The sequence below is a fragment of the Nostoc sp. CALU 546 genome, assembly GCF_048836525.1.
In genome coordinates this window covers 82,171-103,985 of the sequence record NZ_JAWJTF010000004.1, presented here as the reverse complement: position 1 = coordinate 103,985, position 21,815 = coordinate 82,171, and the positions used below count along the sequence as shown (strand labels likewise).

Here is a 21,815-nt window from a genome sequence, read left to right as displayed (position 1 = left end):
CAGTAATGGCAAATATTGTGATCTTTGGAGCTAGTCGCGGCGTTGGCTTAGGCTTCAGCGTTGGGTTGCCAGATGCAGGCGATACTGTGTTTCTCATTTCCAGAACTCGCCCTGCTAGCCTTGATCGCGGCGATCAAGTGTCTAGAGTTTGGATTTGGGCAGACTTGTCGGTTCCTCAAACTGCTGCGGTCAAGGTGGCTGAGGCAATTGGCGATCGCGCGGTTGACTTCCTGTTCTACAACGCCGGGATTTGGGAGGAGAATGCGTTTGAGCCAACCTATTCCTTTGAACAATCCACTTTAGAAGAGATGGAACAAATTATCCAAGTGAATCTGCTGGCTGCTATTCTCTGTACTCATCGGTTGTTGCCAAATCTCAAGCGTTCAAGCAATCCCCGTGTTGTCTATATGAGTTCGCTTTCGGGCTTAGATAACTCTGGCGCACCGGAAGTTGCGAATACCGCATCTAAATTTGGTCTGCGGGGTGTGGTTCATGCCCTGCGAGAATGTTTACGAGAGCATCGTATTCCAGTGACTTCGCTCAACCCAGGTAGTATTGCGGCAGAAATCGCCTATGAAGCTGGGGCAGAGGCAGCAATCCAAACCTACGACAGCAGGCAAATTCCAATGCAGGATTTGGTTCTCTTACTGCGCTGTTTACGCCAACTATCGCGCGTTTCCTGTGTGAAAGAGATTGATATTCCGGCGATGTCCGATCGCTATGCCTGAGCAATTGTGTCTCCACTCAGTTAATCTCCTGCACTAGCAACTTTCAACAAAATTGATTTAGGAGTCAAATCATGGTTCAACAAATTCAGCACCTCAATCCCCCTGGATTCTTCGATCCATCTCATTACGGTTTCACCCATGTTGTAACGGTTCCCGCTAACACAACTCTTGTCTATATCGCAGGTCAATTGGGCATGGATGAGACGGGCAATCTGGTTGCGGCTGACTTTGCAGCTCAGTTGAAACAGGCATTTGCTAACCTTCGTGCAGCATTAGCAGCAGTTGGGGCAACCCCAGAGGAAGTTGTGAAAATTACAGTCCTCTCAGTTGATCACGATGCCGAAAAACAGCAATTGATCTCAGCCACACGGAATCAGGTGTGGTCGGGCGATCGCAAACCCACCAGTACTTTGATTCCTGTACCGAGATTAGCAGTCGAGGGGCTATTGTTTGAGATAGACGCGGTTGCTGCAATTCCCAATTCTTAATCCAGAGGAGCTTATGATGTCGTTACCGATTATTCTGCAACCCGGTGAAGGAAAATCTGTTAAACTCGGCACCAGTACCTGCACATTCAAAGTGACTGGGGAGAACACAAATGGACACTTTGGCTTGTTTGAATTTGTTATGGAACCAGGAACGAAAGGAGCCAGTCCACACATCCACAAGCAATTAACCGAGATATTTTATGTGGTGGAGGGAGAAGTGGAGTTGCTGTTGGATCGGCAAACAATTATGGCTGCACCGGGCGCAATGATGCTCGTGCCAGAAAATACGCCGCATGGGTTCTCTAATCCTGGAACAGTGAGATCGACTCTACTGATCCTCTTTTGTCCTGCCGACTCACGGGAGCAGTACTTTGAGGGGTTAGCCCGGTTGACCGAAAACGGGCGGCAACCCAGCCAAACTGAGCTACTGGATCTGATGCAGCAATTTGATCAGTATCCAGTTCCATAGAAGGAGCCAAGCAATGGTAACTTCAGATATCTTAGTTGTTGATTTTGTTCAGCAGGATGATGTGCTGAAGCTTTACCCAGAAGCACCATTAGTCTCCAGTGACAAAGCAGGATGGGACGGCATTCAACTGCAATATCATCGCCATCCACCGCATCAGTTGGCAGAGAATTATTCCAGGCAACATCGCATTATCATTCACGATCGCAGTCCATCGCCGCCAATGGTTGAAGAGATGATCGAACATCGCTTTCAAAAGCGGCAATTTGGGTATGGCGATGTGACGGTTGTGCCAGCTGATGTCCTAAATTCGGCTTATTGGAACACCGAGTACGAATTTATTACTCTCAGTTTTGAGGCGAGGACGTTTGCAAGTCATACCTTCGATCTGACGACTGCCACTGATGTCGAGCTTGTCCTACTGCTGAAGTATGCAAAATTATTGGTTTGCAGATTTTCATATAATGGGTTGTTTGAGTCTTTTGAGCTTCCTCATCCTAAATCATGCAACTCCTACCTTAGTCGAGACTGTTGAGGAAAAACTTTCTCCTCTTACTCCAACTTCAATTACCCAGCTAATTCCTGAAAGTATTCCCCAAGAATCGGGCGCAATGCTACAAGGACAAGTGACTTCAGTAAATCAATTAGATGATGTTCAATCTACACATTGGGCATTTCAGGTGCTTCAATCTTTGATCTTGAGTTTCTGTTTCAATCCCTAATAGGGATTTTGATTAATTGCAATAAGAAATTTATGCGGTGTTACCAGTCTCAAAAATGAGTTTCAATCCCTAATAGGGATTTTGATTAATTGCAATGCGATAGAGTAGTAATTCTGGAAGGCAAGTGCAAAGAGTTTCAATCCCTAATAGGGATTTTGATTAATTGCAATGCTTATTACCTGAAGATCATCTAGTTGAAGTTGTAGTTTCAATCCCTAATAGGGATTTTGATTAATTGCAATTCCGATATTAATTTCGATTCCTTAGCCAACATGGCTGTTTCAATCCCTAATAGGGATTTTGATTAATTGCAATAAGCGTATCATTCACTTACATCTATATTTGAGGATGTTTCAATCCCTAATAGGGATTTTGATTAATTGCAATAAAGCAACTGCTAGCAGCGATAAATCTGGAATGTTTCAATCCCTAATAGGGATTTTGATTAATTGCAATTGTGTATACTGGGGGTCATAGCTGGCTAACCAGTCCAACTTGTTTCAATCCCTAATAGGGATTTTGATTAATTGCAATCTAAGTACCTTTTTTCGTGCCAAGGACAGTAATTAGTTTCAATCCCTAATAGGGATTTTGATTAATTGCAATGTTCCTCCTCCAATGCCACCGGCGAGAGTACCGTTTCAATCCCTAATAGGGATTTTGATTAATTGCAATCATATGGTAATAAATATGTCCAGCAAGATTGGGAGTTTCAATCCCTAATAGGGATTTTGATTAATTGCAATAGGAATTAAGATTATGACAACTACAAATTTTTGGGTTTCAATCCCTAATAGGGATTTTGATTAATTGCAATTGAGATTTAAATACATCAATTTCCCTATCAAGACGTTTCAATCCCTAATAGGGATTTTGATTAATTGCAATTGCAATGAGTATCTGGGCATTGCACCCAGATGTAAGCTTGAGTTTCAATCCCTAATAGGGATTTTGATTAATTGCAATGGCGGGAGCCTGAAACCCAAGCTGTATTTAGTTTTCAAGGTGCGGTTGCGCGATTCAAGGGCAATCATAGCATTAGAGAATTCGTTTGGGAAGAGTGTCAGGAAAATTTAAAGGCTGAAATTGTTTTTTGATAAGCATTTCAGAGATTGCGCGGATGAGGATTAGGCGAATAATGGGTTGAAAGCCTTACTGGAGTTGGGATAGAAGCACTTTTTTATGGCTGTGAAATTTTTACACCTACCCTTCCGCGCATTTGAGATACAGAAATCTAGCTAGAAGGGGACTCAGCAAAGAAAATTGTTTCGTCCCGTGGCTGTTCTCCACCAATACGTTCGACTTTTCGCTGACAACAGCCACAGAGAAAATAAAAGCGCACGCTGTCAGTGTCGGGTTTAATCAATTTGGCTAAACGCGATCGCAGTTTAGCATACTGAGTGGGAGTGATATCGCACTCAAACACACTCAGTTGCATCCATTGTCCATAAGACTTGAGAATCGAATGGATTTTAGTACGACGCTTATCTTCTGGAATGTCGTAGCTGACAACAATATACATGAAGGGAGTAGGGAATAGGGAATGGGGAATGGGGAGAAATTACAAGTTATTTGAGAACTAGGGGAGGATATTTATCGATTTCGTTCATTAGGTATTTACTTAATAACCTCGCCTGAATTTCAAAGGATTCTTGGTAGGTGCATTTGGTTCCCATAACTGGATGTTTGAAACTCGATAGTTTCTTTTGTTGATAAGCGCGAAGAAATGTATGCAGTCCTTCTTTGGTTAAATTTACCGCACCACTGAGCGGTTCGGTGGTAAAGTCAGTTAGGGTTAGCGATCGCTTGTTAATTAGCGACAACACTACAGCATCCACTATTAAAGGACGAAATTCTTCCATCAAGTCCAAGGCTAGGGAAGGTCTACCATAACGTTCAACGTGTAAGTATCCTAGATAGGGATCAAAGCCAACAATATTTAAAGCACTTTGCACATCATGACGTAGCAATGAATACCCAAAACTCAGTAGAGCATTAACCGGATCGGTTGGTGGGCGGCGGCGTCTGGCTTCAAATCGAAATTCTGAGGTTTTGATTAGCTGTTGAAAGCAACCAAAATAGGCTGCACTCCCAGCACCTTCTAAGCCTCTGAGGGAATCAATACTGCTAGTTTTTTCGATTGGTGCGATCGCGTTTTCTAATCGAGTGATGTTATTATTCAGGTCAGTATCAGGATGTTCTCGCTGAGTGCGAAGTAAGCTATGGCGGTAATTTTTCAATTTACCCCGCACAAATCCTCTAACTAAATGTATTGCTGGTTCTGATTCTCCCACAGCTTGCCATTGGGCTTTACGAACAAAGATATTTTTAGTAGCTTCTGGTTCTAAACGCCCTAAATATCGTCCGTTTTCGGTGAGAAATGTTAAACAAATATGACGATCTAAAAGTTCACTGACGACGGCGGGAGAAATAGTAGCCCGCCCTAGTACTACAATTCCTTCTATTTTAATTAAAGGGATATCCAAGATTGTTTTTTGTTCAGCTTTGACGGTGAGACGTTCGTCAACTTTGCCGATAAAAGCATCGGTTTGTGTTACGTAAAGTGTTCCCATTTTTGATTTTTCCTAATAATAATCTGGGTTTGAGGAAAGAGATTCGGGTATAATTAAATACGGTTAACAAGGGTTGTTGGCGTAGATAATTTGTCTTTCAAGACGCGATAAATCGCGTCTCTACATGATGGTTTTGGGCTGATCTGAAAACTGTATTGGGGTATGATTTAATTTACTTCTTGATAACTTTTGACTTTATCAGTGGCTTTGGGCAAACATTGCGAATAAAGACTGCATCCTTTGCAACGTTTGCTGTAAAATGCTTTTGGCTTTGTTCCTGTTTCTAGGAGATTTGTGACAGATTGAATAGTTGCAATCGCACTTTGCCGTAACTCTGCATTAATCTCTACTAATTGCCGTTGATGAGAGTTGGCATAATAGATATATCCAGTAGTAACTGCTTGTCCTGTCATCTCTTCTAAACATAAGGCTTGGGCGCAAACTTGCAACTCATCGTTATCCCATTCGCCTTTACGCCCTCGTTTGTATTCAACTGGGTAAACTTGACCAGATTCAGCTTCAATTAAATCAGATTTCCCGATGAGTTTATATTGCTCCGACTTCAGCCAAATTGCCCGAACTTGCCAAGTTTCTCCTCGCTGAATATCACTTGTGGTGTGGACGCGATCGTGTAAAGTTGTGCCTTCAATTGTGTATTGATTATCAGTAAACTCCCCTGCACAAAACATCCGCCAACAGCGATGCGGACAATAGGCATATTGATTCAATGCCGCAATGGAAATATATTCTAATGAAGGGGATAGGTGAGAGGTTACAGGGGACAGACAATTTTTCATATTTTTACTCATTGCATATTGATTAGTCGATTACGAAGAGTAGTAAGCATTTTGCTGATTTCTGTAATCAAAAATAAAGTAGAGTTTGCTTGTGATTGAGGTATATAATTCAACCTTACAGTCAGCATTAAAAAAGTTTCTGTTTCCATTAACGAGCCTTTAGCGATCGCTAAAAAGTTTGCATAATCTTTTTTCGTTCCTCGTGCATGACCCTCAGCTATATTTGCTGGTACTGATACTGCTGCTCTAGTGATTTGCGAAGTCAATCGATAAGTTTCTGTTGCTGGAAATTTGGCAGTTAATTGATATATCTGCACTACCATATCCATTGATTTTTGCCAAACAATCAAATCTCGATGCGACTCTATTTTCATAGGTGATAGGAAAGAGGTGATAGGGGACAGGTGACAGGTAACAGATGACTGATGAAGTTTGGTTCTGTTTTATACATTATTTATAACTTATCCACTATCCCCTGTCCCCTGTTCTCTGTCCCCTATCCCCTATCCCCTGTCCCCTGTAACCTACGTGTCATTCCCATACCCATTGTTGTTTTACGACCAATTCCTGCATACAAAGCAAAGTCAGCTAAAGCGTTAATCTGTTTAATTTGTATTGGTTCAATTTCTCCCAATATCTTGTAATTAACTTCGCCAATAATGCCGATAAATTTGCTGCGGGAGTCGGCTACTATTTCTGTGTGAATATTGACAAAAGAAGGAAATATTGACTCAATTGCAATCTGATTCAATTCTATGCCACTGTATTTATTCCACCGCGAAAGTAGGGAATTGAAAACAGATTCTCTGGTAGGAAGAGTAGTATCATACTGTCCTTGACGGAAGGCGGTAGGTGTGGAGAAGCTAAGGTTGATGGAAGAATTGCGCTCACTGGCTTCTTCGTATAATTGAGCGTAAGTAGTGGCATTTGCCCAAGGTTGAATAGATTGGGGTGTGCCTTGAATGCTGGTAATATACAAGTCAGCCGGGCCAAGATGCCAAGGGCGATTGGGATTAAGATTTAGCCAGAGTTGGGTAAGTTTGCCAAATAAAGTGTCATCTAATAAAGAGATGCGCCACCAACAAGGAGTTCCGGCGGGAATGGGTTGTTGATGTGAGTATTGCAAACTACTGCTATTAGAAATTTTAGATTTATATTTCCCCCAATCCTGTCCCCTATCCCCTATCCCCTGTCCCCTTATTTGTAGGGGAGAAAGAGTGAAAGCTTTGTCTGCGGTGGAATCGTGCAAACGATCGCCTAATGTGCTATCTACAGAACTAACAAGGGTTAAAAATAGGGCGTGGAGATGTCTACCTGTAAGATACTGTGGTGGAATAGGCGATTGAGGTAGCAAATTCAACACTAAACTATGAGGCATACTTTCTCTTTTTGGTTGTAGACTGAGTGCTTCTTGACTCTACAGTGAATTCAGGGATTTCCTGGAGTTCAGCATCACTCAAACTATACTGTTCACAAACGAGACTTAGACGATTTCCTGGGGTTTTGACAGCGTTAACTGAATGGGTTAAATCACCTTGAAAATAAACTAAAGTATTGAATTGGGGCTTAATTTGCCCAAGTTGGCGTTTGTGCGATCGCAATACCAGTTCTCCCCCTTCCATATCCGCAGGTACGCGCACATAGAGAACACTGACAACCGCAGGCGGTTCAATGGTTTTGGAGTAGGAACGTAAGGAGCGATCAATATGCGGATCGACGCGGGAGCCTTCCTTTAGCTGTAAAGGATTGAGGTAAAAAGCATTACAACTTGGCTGGAGAGCTAAATCTAGGTAAGGCTTGAAGTAGGGAAACTGCTGTTCTACTTTTGCCAATCCAGAACGTTGAAATACTACAGAAAATCCTTTAGTGGCGACAAAATCGCGGTTGAGGTTGTTGATAGCAAAGTAAGGACAAGCTTGGATCTCTCCCCACAAGTTGTTTAGGTAGTCGCTGGGGAAGGCGTTGGTTTGTTGTTGATAGTGTTTCACTGGGGATGTGAGAAAAATATACTTATAAATCGATGTTCTACAAATTCTCGCACCATGGGTGCGAGAATTTAATTATTTATCCTGCAATAAAAACTTCATCATCTGGAAGACGTAGCTGTTTAAACTTCATTGCCATTGTTAAAATTCCTGATAAGCCTGAAAATAATCTATATTCTTTCTCCATATCATTACAAACGATGGTTATTGGATAAGAAGTAATTCCTTGCTTGTTTAATTGGAAAATAACAGCAGCATTTGTTCTTGGGCAAATAATTACTCCTGGTAAAAGATGCCTATTCAAAGCTTGTATTAGGGGTGTGGGTCGTATTGCTCCTCCAGCACTGCGGATAATTTGACAATTTCTAAAAGCCGTTAATTTGTTCAGTTCTGTACTGATAAATTCTTGCCACTTTCCATCAGTGTAGCGTAATTCAAAACTCAGTTGATAAGTTTCAGTGGCGCGACTGGTAACTTCGATATAATCACCATTTTGGACAAATTCGTAATAGCGTAATAGGTGAAAAGGATCTAGTCTTGTTTCCTCAGATTCATCTAGAATCAAACCATGAGGATCACGAATGGAAAGACTTTCAAACAGACTAGAGCGAAAACTAAATAAAGGTGCATAGCTTGTACTAAAAACTTCAGCAAATTCTTTTAACTCAGCTAGCGCCTCTTCATCTTTGTTAAATAAATCTACGTATTCGTCTAAAGTTGTACGTCCAGCTTGTAAGTCGTCCCAATCTTCAGAAAATTTAGCTTTGATAAAGGTTCTGACAAAAGCCTGACCACCTTTGATATATTTCCAATCCTTTTTGATTTCTTTGGGAGTTTTTTTCGCAATAGTTTCAGCACCTCGTAAAAGTTTCATTCTATAGCGATAATCATCCCAAGTTCTGTTTCCTTCAAAAATCGATTTTAGAGTATTGAATAACTCCAAAATCAATTTTTCCTCAGCTAAACCTTCAAGCATTTCTTCCAATTCCAACAAGGGACGGGCAATTTCTAGAAATGCTTCTGAACGCCAGTAAGCTTTTAAAAAAGGCTTATCTAAACAGGGAAGTGTTTCAAGTAAGTCTTTTAGGGCTGTACGTCCCCCAGTAGTATCTAAAGAGCTTAAACCTTCTTCCCAAGCGTTAGCAGGTAAATAAGCAATGGCTTCTGAATCAATATTAGTTTCCGATTTACCCAAAGCACGCCCTACTCTACCAATTCTCTGCCAAAATGCGGCGCGATCGCGTGCTGAAAAAATCAACCAATCTAAATTTTGCCGTTTCGGTTTAGGGTGTCTTTCAAAGTTAAATCCTACATCTACAGTGCTAGTAGCTAAAATGATTTGACACTGCATAGCCCTTTCTCTATCTTTTTTGGGTGCAGGGCCAGTTATACGTCCTATATAATCACCAAGTCCTTGCTGTCTTAACAAAGTTGATAGACAATTAATATTATCAAGAGAGTCAAGAATTACAGCACCATTTTCATCAGGTCTGTCTCGAAAACGTTGGATAACTTCTGCTGCTAACTCTGCTAACCACTCTTCTTTACTATCTGGTTTTGGTCTTAATTCCAGATTAACTGCTGTTTGCGACGGTAAAAGATGAGTATTACCTACTTCTCCATCTATTCTTGCTATCTTCACACCAGCTTGTTTTAAATTCTGCAATGCTAATTCACAAGCTGGTTCTGGTGTAGCCGTCAGCAAAACTATCTTGCGTCCGTTCTCAAAAAAGCGAAAAACTTGAGAATAAGCGAGATAAAACAGCATTACTACTAGCTGTTTAGCATCGTAGAGGTGAAATTCATCAAAAATGACTGTCGAAAATTTGGTGTAAAAACCAGCAGCAATATTGCCTCTATCCAGATTGTTATATGCAAAGAAAGTTGCATAGTAAAAGATATCAGGATTGGTGACTAAAATGATGGGTGTATTAGCCCCAACATCAGGAAAGATTGTAGCTGGATTCCGTAATACGTTATACAGCTTTTCCCCCGAACGACTGCCAACTTTATCGTTAGACCAGCTTTTAACATCTTTAGCAGAAGCTGATTTGACCATATGAGGTAAGTTAGCTTCCCTAACAAACTTTTTTGCTGCTTCTGTTTGCTGTTCAATTAAAGCATTAGTTGGAGCAATGTAAACAGCATTTTTATTTGGCTGATGTTTTAATACTGTTAGCCCTGCGTTGGTTTTACCTGTGCCAGTTGGTGCTAAATCAAGGATAATATCTGCATCTTTAGATTGTTCAAATACATCAACTTGATGCTGAAGTGCATTCACCATAAAAGATAGTTCATCTGGCAAAGATGCACAAGCTGAAATACTGCGCGGTTCTAATCTGATAACTAATCTTTGATTACTCATTGTTACTTTCTCTACCGCAAAAATGTAACCCTGCTGGTACAACCATTTCCCCAACTTGCCAAGCAGCACCCCGAAAACGAAGATTTTTAATGATGGGTGCAGGAGGAATAGAAATTAAATCGAACGCTAAAGCCTCTATTTGCTGTGGTAAATCAGCAGCATTTAGATAATGTTGACTTTGATATTCACCTTCTGGTAGTAAAGTCACAGGAAATTCATTCAGCACATTCACCTTGACTTTACTCATGAATTTACCAAGGCGAATATAATTTGGTAATTGATTATTTCCAAATACCAAAGTTTGAAATTTGTTTCTGCGTTCAATCATCCGCAGTCTTCCAGTTTGCGGAAAATTACTTGGTCTAAATGAACTTGGTTTTTTCCCTTGACGTTGTAATGGTAAATCTTCCCGCGCCGTAGCAACACGGTTATTAGTCATTGCATACCAGTAAGAATCAGAAAGAGCATTGAAACGTTCAAATCTGAATGTAACTCTACCTACTGGTGAAGCTGGTAAGATATAAAAATCCTGTGCTATTGGTTGTAAATCTTCTTTGTAGGTTGGTCGTCCTGTAGCCTGACCTTGGAGGCGATAGGGGGAATTTACTTTACCTAAAGCATAGGTAAGAGCATAATTCCCAATTACCCCCTCAGTGTAATAGGTATCAGACAACTCCCTAGAGGCAAAAAAGACTGGTTCGAGACAGTAAAATTCAACAAGTTTTGCCTGCTGAAAAGGAATTGTTGACATAACCTAAATCTCTACTTCAACTGGTGTATTCTTGCCTTTCGCCTTAGCCTTTTTCTTTTCAGGTGCAACCTGACGGAAGGATTCATAAGATTGCGTTAAACGCTTGAGAAAATTATCACGTTCTGCTTCTGACCAATTAGTTTCGACATCAGTTACTAAATTGGCTAATTCTTCTTCAGATAGTTGCACAGAAACTCCTCTCTTATTTTTCCAATTAGCAATTACTTGTTTGCTGGCTGTAATTAATTGATTAATATTCAAAGGATGTTCTAAAGGCTTACCTAAGACATCATAAGTAGCTTGTACAAGTTCCAGAGAACTAGGAAGTTCGGTAATACTACCAAATACACCTAATATCTCGTTTTCCATGCGTCCAACACGACTGGAAACCGCACCATAACGACTTGTGAAAAGAATATTACCGATGATATAGCGCAGTTCATCAGCAGTTACATCTTTGAGGGTGACGACATCCAGAAAATGCACGCCTGGTTTGATGTATTCACTGGTATTTAAAGCTGTTGATGCTTTAGTATCTTCATCTTTCTTTAACCGCATTGTGCCATTTTCGTAGATGGCGTTTATGGTGCGATCGCCTACAACATCACTAGCAGGTAAAATACTAAAAGCATCTTCAGTCCAAATGCGACTTTTTTGAGCGCCACCCCCACCAGCCGCGAAACCGTAGAGGAAACAATCTACACACATTTCACAAGGTGCATTAGTATTTAAAGAACAAAGAGAGCCATCTTTAGGGTTGGTGTATAAAAGCTCATGCGCTCTTAAATGTTCTCGTCCGTAGCGTCTTTCTGGTGCTACTTGTTTACGCTTAGTCATTACCAAGCGTTGAATTATAGTTTTTTGATTTTCACCCTCCAAGCCAGCTTGGACAAATTCGCTACACATTGGCTCTCCTGAACCTTCTGTGCGAAAGATAGTTTCAGAATGGGTTGTTCTTAAAACAACTAAAGTTATAAAACGTCCTTTGGGGAAATTCTCATAACTTGTTGCTAGTACCGACGAAAGTTTTGAAATGGACATGATAAACTCCTAATTATTTAAACAGTTGTAGTTGTTTCGACAGAATCATCTTTAGATTCACTTTTAAATTGTTTACGTGCTTCTTCAAGGAAGAATAAATAAGCAGCTTCTAAAGTTTTTTGGTCAGATAAAAACTTTTCAGGACGTGCTGAATAAACCTCCTCATATAGTTTTCGTAATAGCTCGTAATAACGCTTGACCTGTTCATACTTTGTTGCACCTACGCCATGCTCACGGATACGGTCTAAGCGAGTATGATATTGCTGTACTAAAGCAGCAAAGATTACATCTAAACCCAAATAAGGCTTTTGAGAACGAATAGCAGCAATAAAGGCTGTAAACGGTTCTGCTTGAGCAGTTCGTTTAAAAGAACTTCCCCAAATTTTTCCCTCTGCTGCAACTTGAGCAGCTTCTTTAAGATATTTAGTTAAGAGTAAGTTTTCATCAGGCATAAAGCTCTCCAGTAAAGTATTTAACGGCTCACAAATACGACTCCAAATAACACTTAAGTTTGGTTCGTCTTGTTCTCGCAGAGTCCAACGTAACAAGACATAATAAAGTTCAATTGGTCTGACACAAGCACGAGCCAAATCATACAAACAATCATCAGCTTTTTGAATACTTGCAACAGATGTTGCTAGTTTGCCAATGCAACGTAATCGCTCAAGAATTTTTTCTGCATCTTGGCGTTGCTGATATTGTCCATTTCCTAATAAAGTTTGCAGTGCAGAAGGAATTCCCTCTATTCGTCCATAAACATCACTAGATAACTCCACTTCTAGATTGCTACTCAAGATAAAAGGAAAGCCAATATCTAAAGACAAGGAAATTTCTAAAGCAAGCCTCAGTGATTTTAGTAAAGCTAAAGAATTATTAACATCTCCCCAAAGTAAAGGAATAATGACAGATGTATGAATAAAATAAGGACGCTTTGGTAATGCTAAACCGACTACTTTGTTAGCTTTAAATTCAAGCTGGTTATCTCTATACAATTTAAATTCATCAATAGTGACAGTACCACCTTCAGCATTTGTCGCTGCAAGTTGTTTTAAAAGTCCACGCCAAATTCTCAACAGTTCTGGAGCAGAACCTTTAGGTAATGCTAAGTGCAAATAAAGCGGGTCTTGTTTTTTAACAGCAGGAAAGTTCGCACCGACCGCCATTAATTGGTAGGCTAAAGCTGCAATTGAATCTGCTTGTCTTTTCGGTTCAGCACTAATACCACCTGGTAAGCGGTTAGAAAAAGCCTGTACTTTTGTACCAGGAGGCATATTATCTGAAATTAGCTCATCTATATCAGTAGAAGTAGAACCTAAAGAGCATCTTTGTCTGGGATTTGCTTCTACATAAGCATTTAAATCATCGCCTCCATTTAGCCGAATAGCAAAAGGTAAATTTACCATTCGGCTAACGGCTGCAATCATTTCTTCAGAGACTTCTGTTTCTTCAGATATTTGTGTACTTTCCTTTCTTAGTTGGAAAGATTCTTGTAGAGCTTCTTTAATACCCTCAATTCCTTTAACAGCAGCCTTAGCAGCAAATAAAGGTCGCCCATATTGACCATTAAATGGCTCAATTGCAATACGCTGAAGTTCGGATATACCCGTATGATGAGCGATTTTATCCCAAACTTCTTTAGGGCTTAATCCGGCTTCTCTATAACTGAGGTAAGCTGCTTTTAAACCTTCAGATATGGCAAATTCTTCTGCATTACTGACAGGTAATAACTGAAGTTCAGCCGCTTTTATTAGTGCATCTGCACCAGCCGCTTCACCCCATTTAGTTACATCTTTAGCAATCTTGTCTGATTTATATCCAGCTTTTTTCCTTTCTAAAAGAGCCTCAACATTTACCAAAACTTCCTCAATATTTTGTTGGATGGCTTGATGAGTAACTTTAATACCATCTTTAGTAGCTCTGACAAGTCTTTCGATATTATTTCCAAAAACTTGGTCAATTTTAATTTGCCAAAGAGCAGCTATTTCTTTTGTCAAATCGATATTTAGTAAAGCTTCCCCTTCAAAAAGTTCGCCATCAGGGAAAATTGCTAAAGGATTTAACCCATGCTTTTGTAAAACCTCTTCGCAAGCACCCAGCAATAGGGCTGTAATATAGCCTTTGTCTTCAGAAATGCTGATTCTAAAAAGGTTACAGCTTCGCCCAAAAGCAACGGTTAATTCTTTTTCCAGTTTGCGAAAACGTTGTGTATCTGGAATTCCTAAATCAAATAAGTCCGCAGATGTAAGCATCGCCGCCCAACGTTCAATATTTGGGTCTTCTGGTAAAAATCTTGCACCATCGCTGACGTTATGACCTGAATGACGCTCAATTAGCTTTCTGACTAACTCCAAATCATCTTTTGAGACAACAAATCTAAGTACACAAGCCTTTTCTAGTTGTTCTCGTAAAAATTCCTGATTTCTAGCCAGGGTTTTTACTTTTCGTTCTTGAGGGTCTAATTTATTCAGGTCATGTACAGCAGTTGCAGCTAGTAGCAAAGGTCTTTTATCTTCTGGTACTTCTGCTATTCGGCTGACTGTCAAAATGAACTGACACGCAGAATCGAGGTGTTCTGCAAGGGTTGTACCCGTTCTCACACCAGTTTGATGACGATGTGCATGATTTTCGTAAAGCTGGGGGCGAATTTCACTGAAATAAATCTCCTCCAAAGACTTAGGAGGATTATTCAAAAGCCGATTGCGCTTGGACATATAAAGATACTTCAATCCAAAATCGAGTCTAGGTTGCAAAGTCAACTTTTGAGATGAGTAGTTATACTGACATAACCTGACAACTCAATTTATGTCACTGCACTTTTTTGCAACTAGACTATTTATAATTACATCTATGAATATGGCACAACTAGTTTAAAAGTGCAAGTACATTTTGTAAATGCCGAGAAAAAAAGAAACGATTACACTGTCAATTCCGCCAGGAACTAAGGAACAACTAGAAGCGATCGCTCGCCAACTCAATATCACTTGGGGCAAAGAACCCAGTATTTCGGGCTTAATAGTGGCGATCGCACAACAATCTGTAGAGGTCGGAAAGCCTCTCACGCTTGACTCTAACCAAGTTAATGCCTTACAACAGGCAATAAAAGCTTTGAATGATGCAGGTCACATAGGAGAGGCACAAACTGTACTTGCACTTTTACTAGAACGTGGCAATCTCGAAGCACCTCTTCGTCAATTACTGATGAAACAACTTAGTCAACCTATCCAAGAATGGCGAAATACGATAGAAGAACTAAGTAAAGCAAAACAGCCTTTCTACATTCTCTATTCCAACTCTCAAGGTCAGGAATTAGATTACAAAGTTCGTCACGCTGAGGTGCGCTTTTTTGAGAAACGCTTTTATCTCATGATTTGGTGCGAAGAGACAGCAGACGTAGAAAACGATATCCCAGAATTACCCGAACTTTGGCACAATCGTTGCTTAAGCTTTGAACGAATTAAGTCTGTTGTCCCGACAAGTGGTGATTGGCGGGGTGAACTTGACCATGTGAAAGTGCAATTACACTTTCGTGGTTGGCTAGCCAAAGCCTATCAACCCAAAGAAGATGATATTGAGGATGACATGATTAATGATGTGCGTCAGGTGGTGCGGCGAGTAGCTAATCCCTTCTGGTTGATTCGAGAAGTATCGCCCTATTGGGAAGATTGCGTGATTGTATCACCTGCGAGTCTGCGCGATCGCCTCAAACAAAAACTCCTCACCCTCTGCAATTTATACGATATCGAAACTAGGAGTTAAATGTTGTGAGGTAGGCCGAAAAGCCTGCTCTATTAATTATTTAGTTTCCGCTCCGGGTTTGAAATAATCAAAGAGGCGATCGCCTGAATCTGCGCGAATCAATGCTACAACTACATCGGGTAAGGCAGCTAAACTTGGGTAAACCAAATAACGCGCTTCCCAATGGGGGTGGAACTTGTCTTTGTAAGTGTGCAGTCCCTTGAAATTGTAGAAGTGATTCAAATGCTCGTAAAGATAGTGCAATATTTTCTCCAAGCGGCGGTCTTCAACGGGGACTATGGGATCTCCTAACGCGATCGCACCCCGTCCCTGGGGAACATAAGCAATTACACTATTACCCGAAGGACTGAAATAATAACTTTTATTATTTAAAAGTGTGAATGCTGCTAAAGAAAAACGTCCATATTGCTCGACAATTTCTTTAGCTCTTTGCCGCTCATTTGTCGTTGCTAGATTCCGCCAAAACACAGGTTGTAATAGCATTACTATTGCATAAGTAATCGTAATAGATCCCCAACTTCTCCAAGAAGTCAGGGATCTAAGAATTTCAAGTAAGTAAAATCGATAGCTACTGCTAATTTGAGATGCAATATCTTCACAAAAGGCGGTGAAAATTCATAATTTTTGCTGAGGCGATCGCTAAACAAATCCCACGAAAATAGTAACAGTTAGTTGCAAATTTTGAAGTAGATTTTCATAAATCATCATCAAAATTCGGTTTTACTATTTGAGGATAGAAATAATCATGAAAAACAAAGTATTGTTTGGCGCTATATTCATGGCAACTTGGGTAGGAACATTAATTCCTAGCGCTTTTGCTGCTTCACCTTGTTCTGTAGGACAAAAGGCTGAGGTTCTTTGGAAGGAAGCATGGTATCCGGCAACGGTACTTAAGGTTAATAATGATAATTGCTATATTCTATATTACATACGAAGGTTACGATAGCTCCTGGAATGAATGGGTTGGCGCTGGACGCTTTCGGGCATCATTTGAAGCTGGAGATGCAGTGAGAATTTTGTGGAAGGGGAAATGGTATCAAGGGCAGGTTTTAGAAGTTAGTAACGATCTTTATAAAATTACTTATGATGGCTATGATAGCTCTTGGGATGAGTGGGTTGAACCTTCCAGGGTAAGCAGATAGAATATCTCACTTTTATAAGTTTAAAGGGACGATTTCACCTGTTGGAGTCGTCCCTTTAAATTTATAAAAGGGCGGTTAGAAACCGCAGCTACACGAGGCTTTACCCATCTCGGTGGGTTTCAAACCCTCAATTTTTTCTTAGAGGGTGTTTGAAAAGTATTTCGCTGTGACTTTAGGCACTTAGGACTTACGCACTGTAAAACTTAATCATGGTATGCATATATGAAAATGGGTCGTTTCAGCCTTTTATTAATCGTTCTTCGATGGTCATTGTAGGGGTTTAGCATTGCTAAACCCCTACGACAGACGTGCTTTTTCAAAGAATTCATATTTGGTATTTTCTGTCAATGCGTAAGTCCTAGCACTTTAGATCCCCCCTAACCCCCCTTTTTAAGCTACGGTGTACACACAAGTTGTAGCTGAAAGGGTTTCAGGCGTTCCAGACCAGTGAAATGTGATTACGAGCAAAGCGATACGACGAAATCCTACCGGGGCTTGGTGGTTGGTCTGGCTATCGCTCTCAAAAACCTCCTAGAATTTCTACTTTGGTTTGTGGGCTACGTCAGTTTGACTGACTTTTCACGGTATCTGGAAAACCTCACTTCTATTTCTCTCTCCTAAAAGGCTACGGTGTACACACAAGTCGAAAAAAGATCAATTTCCCATTTTTTTATCGTTTATCTCGTTTTATCTCGTTCCTATGCTCTGCATAGGAATGCCTGATTAGAGGCTCTGCCTCTAGTCAGATATTGAGTCAGAGACTCAATGAATGCATTCCCAGTCGGAGACTGGGAACGAGGAAATGCTTATTAAGCTGGGTTTTTAGGATTTGTGTGTACACCGTAGCCTAAAAGGAGAAAAACTTTGAATTTTCCCCCTTCCCGCGTCGGGAAGGGGGTTAGGTTAATCGTTACCTTTTCCACATGCCGTGAAAAGTCAGGTCAGTTTGAATCCTTCTTTTTGGGCTGGAAACTTGCTCTGGGTAAGGATGTGTGTACACCGTAGCGATGCCTTGGGGAGACGGCGATAGCCGGGGGGTGAATTATATGCAGCTTCACAAAGAAACGGTATAAGGAATTTAAACATAAAAAAACATTCATTCGCTGTGGAACCAGCATTAATAACTAATGACAAATGACAAATGACAATTTTGTTAACCTATAAAGTGAAGTAAAAATTCAAATAATATCAAGAACAGCCATGTACGTACTCATAGGTGGAGCAGGCTTACTGGGCTTAAGTTTAGCCCAAAAGCTGGTAGAACTAGGACATACTGTTGCTGTAATTGACATTGACCCGATAGCTTGTCGCTATGCCCGTGAACAAGTGGGAGCAATGGCTTTTGAAGGCAGTGCTGTGAGTACAGAAGTATTGTTAGAGGCTGGGATTCGCAAAGCTGGTTCTTTGGCAGCTGTTCTGAGAAGTGATGCCTTAAACTTGGCAATGGTAACTCTTGCTAAACACTACGGCGTCCCCCATATTTTGAGTCGGATGCGCCACCCCGATTTTGCCGAACCGCTGCGTATAGCTGGAGCTAACCATATCATCAGTACTGTTGAACTCTCGGTTTCAACGATGGTGAATGCCATTGAGTATCCGCAAGTGGAATCAATGATGCATTTTGAGCAGGGACAGATTGAGGTTCTGAAGCTTTCCATCCCCAACAATTGCTATGTTGCTGGTCGTAGTGTTGCCGAAATTGCTCAGGATTCCCAATTTCCTACTGGCTCGTTAATTATTGGTTATCAACCTCATCCCCACGAAGATTTAATGATTCCTAACGGCAGTACAATACTTGAACCTCATTCAACAGTGCTGATTGTGACTAAACCAGGATCTTTACATCAAGTCATTGATTTTATTGAACAAAGATGTTGAGCGCAGTCTCTATTTAAATTGTTTATGAGGTGGGGTTAGCTACATTTATAGTCAGAATTCAGGATTCAGAATTCAGGATTCAGAATTCAGGATTCAGAATTCAGGAGTCAGAATTCAGGAGTCAGAATTCAGGAGTCAGAATTCAGGAGTCAGAATTAAGGAGTCAGAATTCAGGATTCAGAATTCAGGAGTCAGAATAGTTAAAGAATCAGAAGAACATTTGATGAATAAATATATAGGACTAGCCCTTTCAAGGTGACCAACGAAGATACGTTGTTTCAGTGCTAGCATCTTGAATCCTCTGCTCAGATTTTGAGCTTTTTGAAGGTTGAAATCACCAATCTTCGTTCCAAATTTCATCACCTTGAAAGGGCTAGTCCTAATATACTAATTATTCTAAATTCCTTATAAATTCTGACTTCTGACTCCTGGGTGCTAAATTCGTACCATTTATATAATTGGTGTAAATAATTGTGATGAAGCCGTACCCACATATTTATTTAGCGATCGCTGTTATTTTTCTTGCATCTTGTAAATCAGCAAATATTCCACCAAAGTCACAACCCGATATTGCTCAGATAACCCCATCCCAAAAGATCGTGACGCTGGATCAGAATTTTAAGATCGCAAGCAGCCAAACTGTTTATGTTCCTGTCTATTCTCATATCTATCATCACAATCGGCAGGAAATTTTCGAGTTAGCAGTTACGCTCAGTATTCGGAATACAGATTTGACCAATCCGATCGTCATTACTTCTGTGCGCTACTATAACTCAGATGGAAAATTAGTTAAGCAGTATTTGGATCGCCCGATTCAACTGGATGCGCTAGCTTCTACAGCTTTTTTTGTAAATAGAAATGATACTAGTGGAGGTTTAGGCGCAAACTTTATTGTAGAGTGGGTAGCCCAAACAGAAATGTCCGACCCGATAGTGGAGGCGGTCATGATTGGTACTGACTTTCAACAAGGAATTTCTTTTATCAGTCCTGGTAGGGTAATTAAAAGTCAAAATAACGATCAGCGATCGCCTTTAAAATAAGTTAAGAATTCAGGAGTCAGAATTCAGGAGTCAGAATTCAGTATGAATTTCGTACGAGTGGGTGACGAATATTGATTAAAAGCGAGTGGAATAGTGGGCGAAAAAATTAAAATATTCTCGCCTCAAAACTCTATCCCTTTATGGGTAGAGTATTCACCAATTCAGAATTCTGTTTTATGAGTAAATATATCAGTGCCGTAGGGGCAATTCATGAATTGCCCCTACGGCAGATGTTTTTTGTTAGCGATCGCTTTACTTTTAAGACAGATCGCTATTACTGAATACGGTGTCTTTCAGAAGTGCTTATTTGACACCAGCAGGGATCTTTTGAGTTTTAGTAGTACCCGCTGTGCCATTCTCTGCCTTAATTTCTGCTACTTGCAGATGAGCTTCTAAGAACCAGAGTCGTTTGTCAATGGTGCGAGAAATTTCGGTGTAAAGGTCAGCAGTATCAGCATCGCCTAATTCATCAGTTTTAGCGATCGCTTCCCGAATATGTTTTGCATAGAGTGCAAAGCGGTCTGATAAAGCTGTTACATGGTCTTTACCATCCAAAATATCTAAGGAATATTCTGGCAAAATCGAATTAGCAGCTGCGGCGCGGGCTGTTCCGAAAGCGTATCCGCCTAAAGCGGTGACACGTTCAGCTACCATATCGACGTACTCTTCCAATTCACCAGCAAGTTCATCAAATAATTCGTGTAGCTGGTAAAAGTCAGTTCCTTTAACATTCCAGTGCGCTTGCTTTGCTTGGGTTTTCAGATCCAAAGTAGCTGCCAAGGTTTGGTTAAGAAGTACCACGATTTGCACTCGCGCTTCGGCGGGAATGTCAATACGAGTAGGATACAAACGTGATGAAATGGTGTTGTCGCTCATAGTTGTAGTTAATGCCTTTTAAATCTAACTTTACAGATTGTGCTTGGCTGGGCGAAACTCTCTGACGACAGATTATATTAATGCCTGAATGTGTTACTGTCTATGAATGTTAGTTAGATGCGATGGTTTTCTATGGTGTTGAATGTGCCACCGAAAAGGCGATCGCGAATCATATCACTCTGCAAAAAGTCATGGGGGAAACCCAATTCAATTTTACTTACTTCATCTAAGCGTTGCAGATGTTCTGGCGAGAGGCTGACATCTAAAGAAGCTAAGTTATCTTGAAATTGCGTTAATTTACGTGCCCCAATGATCGGAATAATCACACCAGTTTGAGCGCGTAACCAAGCTAATGCTACCTGTGAGGGCGTGTGTCCAATTTCTGCCGCCACTTGGCTAACAACCTGCGCGATCGCTAAATTCTTCTCAGAAATTCCTCCCCCAAAAGTTCCGAGTCGTCCTTGTTCATCGCCTGTTTGCTGAGGCTGATTATACTTACCTGTCAGCACACCACCACCTAAAGGCGACCACGGCGTTACAGCTAAATCGAAGGCTTTAGCCATCGGTAGCAAGTCTCGTTCGGGTGTTCGCTGAATTAAACTATACTCAATTTGCAGGGCAACAAACTGCGTCCATCCTTGGTAATGGGCAATAGTATTTGCTTGGGAAACGATCCAAGCAGGAGCATCAGAAATGCCAATGTAAAGCACTTTACCTTGACGGACGACATCATCAAGCGATCGCAAAACTTCTTCAATCGGTGTTGTGAAATCCCAAGCGTGTAACCAGAATAAATCAATATAATCGGTATTCAGCCGTTTCAGACTACCTTCCAAAGATTGAACTAAGTTCTTGCGATGATTTCCACTGGCGTTAGGATCGCCCTTTTTGTCATTCATCTGCAAGGGAAAGGAGTATTTTGTCGCAACTACAAAGCGTTCTCGTTCTTTAGCGATTAATTCACCAACAATTTTCTCACTGCTACCATCGGTATAACCGTTGGCGGTGTCAATGAAATTTCCCCCAGCTTCTACATAGCTATCAAAGATTTTACGACTTTCGTCCTTAGAAGCACCCCAACCCCAATCTTCACCAAAAGTCATGGTTCCCAAGGAGAGTTCAGAGACTCTTAACCCACTTTTGCCCAAGAGTTTGTATTTCATGAATATTTTCTCATTAACGAAAAAAACGCTGCAAATACTATCCC

General features: G+C 40.7%; 21 protein-coding genes, 1 pseudogene and 1 CRISPR repeat array. Of the genes and pseudogenes, 9 read left to right on the top strand and 13 right to left on the bottom strand.

All coding sequences use genetic code 11. The features are described from left to right. The first annotated feature begins 5 nt into the window (after positions 1–5). The 4 genes from RRG12_RS03360 (at position 6) to RRG12_RS03345 (ending at position 2,217) form a co-directional block, all read left to right on the top strand. Entirely contained in the window at positions 6–728 is a 723-nt protein-coding gene (locus RRG12_RS03360; RefSeq protein ID WP_420758350.1) for an SDR family NAD(P)-dependent oxidoreductase, read from the top strand. 71 nt (positions 729–799) lie between these two features. Continuing rightward, positions 800–1,216, top strand: a complete 417-nt coding sequence (locus RRG12_RS03355) for a RidA family protein (protein ID WP_420758349.1) — start codon at positions 800–802, stop codon at positions 1,214–1,216. A gap of 13 nt (positions 1,217–1,229) precedes the next feature. Next, positions 1,230–1,685 carry a cupin domain-containing protein gene (locus tag RRG12_RS03350; RefSeq protein WP_218107950.1) on the top strand — a complete coding sequence of 152 codons (456 nt, stop codon included), beginning with the start codon at positions 1,230–1,232 and terminating at the stop codon, positions 1,683–1,685. Between the two features lie 13 nt (positions 1,686–1,698). Next, positions 1,699–2,217 (top strand): hypothetical protein, encoded by a 519-nt coding sequence (locus tag RRG12_RS03345; RefSeq protein WP_420758348.1) that lies wholly within the window; start codon positions 1,699–1,701, stop codon positions 2,215–2,217. A gap of 173 nt (positions 2,218–2,390) precedes the next feature. Beyond that, positions 2,391–3,370: direct repeats of the CRISPR family, unit length 37 nt; unit sequence GTTTCAATCCCTAATAGGGATTTTGATTAATTGCAAT. Between the two features lie 268 nt (positions 3,371–3,638). Here RRG12_RS03345 and cas2 read toward each other — a convergent pair. The 10 genes from cas2 to RRG12_RS03295 all read right to left on the bottom strand — a co-directional run bounded on the left by cas2 (position 3,639) and on the right by RRG12_RS03295 (position 14,627). After that, the gene (gene cas2, locus RRG12_RS03340) at positions 3,639–3,926 is read right to left on the bottom strand and encodes a CRISPR-associated endonuclease Cas2 (protein ID WP_069070563.1); all 288 of its coding nucleotides are present in this window, start codon (positions 3,924–3,926) and stop codon (positions 3,639–3,641) included. Between the two features lie 46 nt (positions 3,927–3,972). Next, a complete protein-coding gene (gene cas1d / locus RRG12_RS03335) occupies positions 3,973–4,977 on the bottom strand; it encodes a type I-D CRISPR-associated endonuclease Cas1d (protein WP_420758347.1) in 1,005 nt (334 codons plus the stop codon). Between the two features lie 167 nt (positions 4,978–5,144). Further along, positions 5,145–5,774 (bottom strand): CRISPR-associated protein Cas4, encoded by a 630-nt coding sequence (cas4, locus tag RRG12_RS03330; protein ID WP_420758346.1) that lies wholly within the window; start codon positions 5,772–5,774, stop codon positions 5,145–5,147. A gap of 8 nt (positions 5,775–5,782) precedes the next feature. Then, positions 5,783–6,148 carry a four helix bundle protein gene (locus RRG12_RS03325; RefSeq protein WP_420758345.1) on the bottom strand — a complete coding sequence of 122 codons (366 nt, stop codon included), beginning with the start codon at positions 6,146–6,148 and terminating at the stop codon, positions 5,783–5,785. A 122-nt stretch (positions 6,149–6,270) separates the two neighbouring features. Further along, complete coding sequence (cas6, locus tag RRG12_RS03320) at positions 6,271–7,152, bottom strand: CRISPR-associated endoribonuclease Cas6 (protein ID WP_420758344.1); 882 nt, start codon at positions 7,150–7,152, stop codon at positions 6,271–6,273. Further along, on the bottom strand, positions 7,142–7,762 hold the full coding sequence (locus RRG12_RS03315) for a 2OG-Fe(II) oxygenase (protein WP_322713630.1): 621 nt from the start codon (positions 7,760–7,762) through the stop codon (positions 7,142–7,144). Before RRG12_RS03315 ends, cas6 begins: the two co-directional genes overlap by 11 nt. A 76-nt stretch (positions 7,763–7,838) precedes the next feature. Next, positions 7,839–10,124 carry a type I-D CRISPR-associated helicase Cas3' gene (gene cas3, locus RRG12_RS03310; protein WP_420758343.1) on the bottom strand — a complete coding sequence of 762 codons (2,286 nt, stop codon included), beginning with the start codon at positions 10,122–10,124 and terminating at the stop codon, positions 7,839–7,841. Beyond that, entirely contained in the window at positions 10,117–10,875 is a 759-nt protein-coding gene (cas5d, locus tag RRG12_RS03305) for a type I-D CRISPR-associated protein Cas5/Csc1 (RefSeq protein WP_420758342.1), read from the bottom strand. The genes cas3 and cas5d overlap by 8 nt, the downstream gene beginning before the upstream one ends. A 3-nt stretch (positions 10,876–10,878) precedes the next feature. After that, the gene (cas7d, locus tag RRG12_RS03300; protein WP_420758341.1) at positions 10,879–11,916 is read right to left on the bottom strand and encodes a type I-D CRISPR-associated protein Cas7/Csc2; all 1,038 of its coding nucleotides are present in this window, start codon (positions 11,914–11,916) and stop codon (positions 10,879–10,881) included. 17 nt (positions 11,917–11,933) lie between these two features. Then, positions 11,934–14,627: a CRISPR-associated protein Csc3 gene (locus RRG12_RS03295; protein WP_420758340.1), complete on the bottom strand. Its 2,694-nt coding sequence runs from the start codon at positions 14,625–14,627 to the stop codon at positions 11,934–11,936. Between the two features lie 181 nt (positions 14,628–14,808). Here RRG12_RS03295 and RRG12_RS03290 point away from each other — a divergent pair, with 181 nt between their 5' ends. Further along, positions 14,809–15,672: a helix-turn-helix transcriptional regulator gene (locus RRG12_RS03290; protein ID WP_420758339.1), complete on the top strand. Its 864-nt coding sequence runs from the start codon at positions 14,809–14,811 to the stop codon at positions 15,670–15,672. A gap of 36 nt (positions 15,673–15,708) precedes the next feature. On the opposite strand, the pseudogene RRG12_RS03285 reads toward RRG12_RS03290, so the two are convergent. Next, a pseudogene (locus RRG12_RS03285) lies at positions 15,709–16,185 on the bottom strand (phosphatidylglycerol lysyltransferase domain-containing protein); the annotation flags it as partial. 389 nt (positions 16,186–16,574) lie between these two features. Between RRG12_RS03285 and RRG12_RS03280 the strand changes: the two are divergent. The 4 genes from RRG12_RS03280 (at position 16,575) to RRG12_RS03265 (ending at position 19,732) form a co-directional block, all read left to right on the top strand. Beyond that, a complete protein-coding gene (locus RRG12_RS03280; protein ID WP_420758338.1) occupies positions 16,575–16,814 on the top strand; it encodes a hypothetical protein in 240 nt (79 codons plus the stop codon). A gap of 447 nt (positions 16,815–17,261) precedes the next feature. Further along, the gene (locus RRG12_RS03275; RefSeq protein ID WP_176726874.1) at positions 17,262–17,435 is read left to right on the top strand and encodes a hypothetical protein; all 174 of its coding nucleotides are present in this window, start codon (positions 17,262–17,264) and stop codon (positions 17,433–17,435) included. A gap of 579 nt (positions 17,436–18,014) precedes the next feature. Beyond that, entirely contained in the window at positions 18,015–18,692 is a 678-nt protein-coding gene (locus tag RRG12_RS03270) for a potassium channel family protein (protein ID WP_069067880.1), read from the top strand. Between the two features lie 476 nt (positions 18,693–19,168). Continuing rightward, positions 19,169–19,732, top strand: coding sequence for a DUF3124 domain-containing protein (locus tag RRG12_RS03265; RefSeq protein WP_420758395.1), 564 nt, complete (start codon positions 19,169–19,171; stop codon positions 19,730–19,732). Between the two features lie 303 nt (positions 19,733–20,035). Here the strand turns inward: RRG12_RS03265 and dps are convergent, their stop codons facing one another. Both dps and RRG12_RS03255 read right to left on the bottom strand, forming a co-directional pair. Beyond that, positions 20,036–20,608, bottom strand: a complete 573-nt coding sequence (gene dps, locus RRG12_RS03260; protein WP_420758337.1) for a DNA starvation/stationary phase protection protein Dps — start codon at positions 20,606–20,608, stop codon at positions 20,036–20,038. Between the two features lie 113 nt (positions 20,609–20,721). Continuing rightward, positions 20,722–21,771 (bottom strand): aldo/keto reductase, encoded by a 1,050-nt coding sequence (locus RRG12_RS03255; RefSeq protein ID WP_069067876.1) that lies wholly within the window; start codon positions 21,769–21,771, stop codon positions 20,722–20,724. Positions 21,772–21,815 lie beyond the last annotated feature (44 nt).